2 protein-coding genes are annotated in these 1865 nt (G+C 41.4%); both read right to left on the bottom strand.

What is annotated here, in order from left to right:
• The coding region (locus GT748_RS14990) for a hypothetical protein (RefSeq protein WP_161222415.1) at window positions 1–1326 on the bottom strand (1326 nt) is incomplete at its 3' end.
• Window positions 1327–1390: 64 nt separating this feature from the next.
• Window positions 1391–1865 (bottom strand): hypothetical protein (locus GT748_RS14985; RefSeq protein WP_161222414.1); only part of this gene is annotated, 475 nt, incomplete at its 5' end.

The raw sequence follows: 1865 nt of genomic DNA, 5'->3' as shown, positions 1-1865 counted from the left end.
ATAGTCATCAACGCTGATCATTCCCGGACGGCGATAGGTTATACCATCCACCACTTCCTCAACAGCATCCACCAAAAGTGTATCAGAGAATTGAGCGATGATGTTTATCGGCTTTCGGGTGGCCATGAGATAGTTGGATAATGTTATCTCGATAACCTCTCCGGTTTCGGTATTAACAGCATATTGGGTGTAAAGAAGCTCAATGTTTTTTTGTGCGTCATAGTGTTCTTGATACAATTGATTAATCAATACATAATCATCGATGAAACCGACAATGAAAAAATTTTCAGATGTAAGAGGGACTTCTGTTTTACGTATGCTGGGTACAGTATCAAAATCCTTAATGATTATTTCTTTTTGCCCTGTCACACTATTAATTTTATATAAAGAACAAGTGTTTTTATCAAAGCTCAAATAGACTAATTCACGACCGCTATACTCTTCAAAACACGTCGAGCCTGTATATCTGAGAAGTTCTTTCTCACGTTGCCCATCGAAAGAAAGCTCAAAAACGCGATGAACTGTAGCGTTTTGCATATTTTGCATGGCAATACCGGCATCATCGGATTCCTCGTATTCATTGATGGTGATTGTCTTTAAAATAAATCCAGATTCGGATACTCCTCGTATAAATAAGGATTTTTGCATTTCGCCATTTCCTGTTTTAACCTGGTAAAGGTCTGAACACTCTCCTGTGCCAATATCAATAGATAAAAGACAAGGAACCGTTCCGATATTTTCCGCATTAGAAAGTAATTTAGTAGCACATAAAATAATTCTACCGTCTCCAACAACAGCGCCATCATTAATTAAAATATTGCCGCTAAATGTGCATAGCAGTTTCCGATCCAATCCGTTTATATCCATTTTTTCAATTTTAGAAGCTTGAGGCGCATTTCCCCATTGATTCAGACTGTTGTATACTAATAATATAGTGTTACCATACACCGCTGGAAATACAGTGTACCCATCGCTTTCTATGTATGATGAGCAAGTTTCATCTTTGTGGTTGCAACTGGGGGAGCTACACACAAAAACCTGCTGCGCCGTGGCATAGTCAATAAACATTAGGTTAGAATGCCCATCGGTATGAGAAAATATTTGAAAGAAGCCTTTGTCGCTCGAACTACCACGAGTTATAACATCCGGTCTAGCCGCAATACGGTAATCCAAATCATTGACGATTGGCGCAGTGTGTGTTGTATTGTCCGATAAAGAGGGCTGCTCTAAGGAAGAAGCAGATGATTTGCCCGAATCATATGACCAACAGCCCGGAATATACAGTAGAATCGACATCAATAAAAAAGATGCAATGACACGTTTCATAGACACCTCCTAAACGCACTAGATACGGGAAGCTGCATCGCAGCCTCCCGTATCGTAATCCCTGTTAGTTATATCGAGCGTCTCCCCAGTACCATTGTGCTTGTGCTCTGGCTCCGTCCTGATAAAAAATCACGGAACTAACCGACAGTGCAGAACGATCTGCTTGCAAATACCATGTGCCACTGACCAATGGGTTTGCGAGATAAACCTGTGAGCCATTAACGGCGATACGCTGATCACGACCGGACGTTGAATGATCATACCAATACCCTTTACACTCATAGTAAATACCGGCTTGGAGAACTCGATAAATATTGACAACCTCTTGAGGGCTAGCAGTATTACGGAGGTACATGTTGCCATGAGGTGCAGCGAGATACTGCCATGCGCCTTTATCACTCATTACATTCGTTGTCATTGTTGCATTCATTCCATTTCCGCGTAAAACCATCATATTGCCACTTGCGTCACGTTGTCCGTTCCAGCAAGCAAGAAAATAGGGAATTCCGACAACAGGTGCTCGTGCAACATTGGATTGC

This window comes from Bittarella massiliensis (ex Durand et al. 2017), assembly GCF_009876955.1.
Classification (GTDB): Bacteria; Bacillota; Clostridia; order Oscillospirales; family Ruminococcaceae; genus Bittarella; species Bittarella massiliensis.
This window is presented reverse-complemented; position numbering and strand designations above follow the sequence as displayed.